Below are 2,010 nucleotides of genomic sequence, written 5' to 3' on the forward strand. Positions count from 1 at the left end.
GACCTCCCCCCTCCAGGGGGAGGTGGGAAGAAGCCACCAGCGAATCCAGTTGTCGCCTCGGCCCCCGCCGCAGTAAGCAAGCCCATTGGAGGCCCCGGACCGGGCCACCGACACCACCGTTTTGAATTGGAGCCGAGATGAACCTCGCCGAGATTTCCCCGGGCCGCAATCCGCCCAAGGACCTGCACGTCGTGATCGAGATTCCGCTCGGCGGCGAGCCGGTCAAGTACGAGATCGAGAAGTCCTCCGGGGCGCTGTTCGTCGACCGCTTCCTGCACACGGCGATGTTCTATCCCGGCAATTACGGCTTCGTCCCGCACACGCTGTCGATGGACGGCGATCCGCTCGACGTGCTGGTGGTCAACCGCGTGCCGGTGTTCCCGGGCTCGGTGATCCGCTGCCGCCCGGTCGGCGCGCTGCTGATGGAGGACGAGTCGGGCGGCGACGAGAAGATCATCGCGGTGCCGGTCGACGACCTCCACCCGTTCTACACGGACGTGAAGAGCTACGAGGATCTGCCCCCGATCATGCGCGAGCAGATCGGCCACTTCTTCCAGCACTACAAGGATCTGGAGAAGGGCAAGTGGGTCACCATCGTGCGCTGGGTCGACGCCGCGGGCGCCGAGAAGCTGGTGATGGAATCGATCGCCCGCGCCGCCGAGAAGGCCGCGACCACGGGCAAATGACAACTGGCAACTGACCACGGGCGAGCGACGGCTGTCGTGTGACCGCATTCGGACGACAGCGGCGTGACCGGCCCGGCCGGCGCGACGACATGGGGGCCGCCATCGCGCGGCCCCTTTTCGTGTCCGGCGCAGCGACGGGCCGAACCCGCGGCGGCACCCGCGACACTGAAGTGTCGCACGCGGCCTCCGGTTCGCCCTGACATCGCCCCGGTTCGGGGCTGACATGCCGCCCGTGTTCTCCGATCGTCGCGCTGCGGCCGGACCGGCCGCGCGGCGCGCGATCCTGCACCGTCAGCCCTGCAACGCCTCCGGCAAACCGACAGGACCGCCCCATGATCGAGCCGATGCCGCACTCCCGGGCCGTGCGCCCGACGACGCCCGCCTCCGGTTCCGCCACCCCTCCAGCGCTTCGGTCGAGAAAACTGCGGCTCGCCGGCATGGTGGCGCTCGGCGCGCTGTTGGCCGGCCTCGGGCAGCTCTCCCTCGCCTCCAGCGCCGGCGCCGCCGAGCTGCCGCTGGTGCGGGTCGTGCTGTCGAGCGCCGGGCTCGCCCAGTTCCTGCATGCCGGCCCGGTGACGGGTGGCCAGAGCATCGACCTGCCGGTGCGGCTCGATCAGGTCGACGACCTGCTCAAGAGCCTCACCGTGTTCGATCGCGCCGGCGGCGTCGGCGCCGTCAGCCTGCCCGGCAAGCAGCCCCTGGCCGAGCTGTTCCGCGACCTGCCGTTCGGGCCGGAGGCGCTCGCCTCGCCGACCGCGCTGCTCAACGCGCTGGTCGGCGCCGAGGTGGAGGTCTCGGGGCCGGTCACGGCGAAGGGCCGCGTCTTCCGGGTGGAGCCCGAGGAGGTCGCGCTGCCGGCCAATGGCGGCACCGTCACGCGCCACCGCCTCAGCCTGATGACCGAGACGGGCCTGGTGCAGGCCGTGCTGGAGGACCTGACCAGCCTGCGCTTCACCGATCCGGAGACCCGCGCCCAGATCGACCGCGCTCTCGCCGGACAATCGCAGAATCGCGCAAAGGACCGGCGGACGCTATCGATCGGCTTTCTGGGAGACGGCAGCCGGCAGGCCGGGCTCGGCTACGTGGTGGCGGCGCCGGTGTGGAAGACGGCCTACCGGCTGGTGCTGCCCAAGGACGGCGCCAAGGCGCGGCTGCAGGGCTGGGCCGTGGTCGAGAACCTCACCGGCGGCGACTGGAAGGAGGTCGAGCTGGTGCTGGTCTCGGGCAATCCGGTGGCGCTCAAGCAGTCCGGACCTGAGATTCGACGAGTCGACCGGCCACTGGACGCACGGCGCCATCGACTGGGAGGAGTTCAGGCAGGTCG

The 2,010-nt window shown here is 70.5% G+C and carries 1 protein-coding gene and 1 pseudogene; both read left to right on the plus strand.

Features of this window, described 5'->3' with window-relative positions:
* Window positions 1-137: 137 nt before the first annotated feature.
* Window positions 138-686: an inorganic diphosphatase gene (gene ppa / locus CH341_RS30960; protein ID WP_111423484.1), complete on the plus strand. Its 549-nt coding sequence runs from the start codon at window positions 138-140 to the stop codon at window positions 684-686.
* Between the two features lie 332 nt (window positions 687-1,018).
* Window positions 1,019-2,010, plus strand: a pseudogene (locus CH341_RS30965) (DUF4139 domain-containing protein); the annotation flags it as partial.

Origin of the sequence: Rhodoplanes roseus (genome assembly GCF_003258865.1) — a bacterium.
In the GTDB taxonomy this organism is placed as follows: Bacteria; Pseudomonadota; Alphaproteobacteria; order Rhizobiales; family Xanthobacteraceae; genus Rhodoplanes; species Rhodoplanes roseus.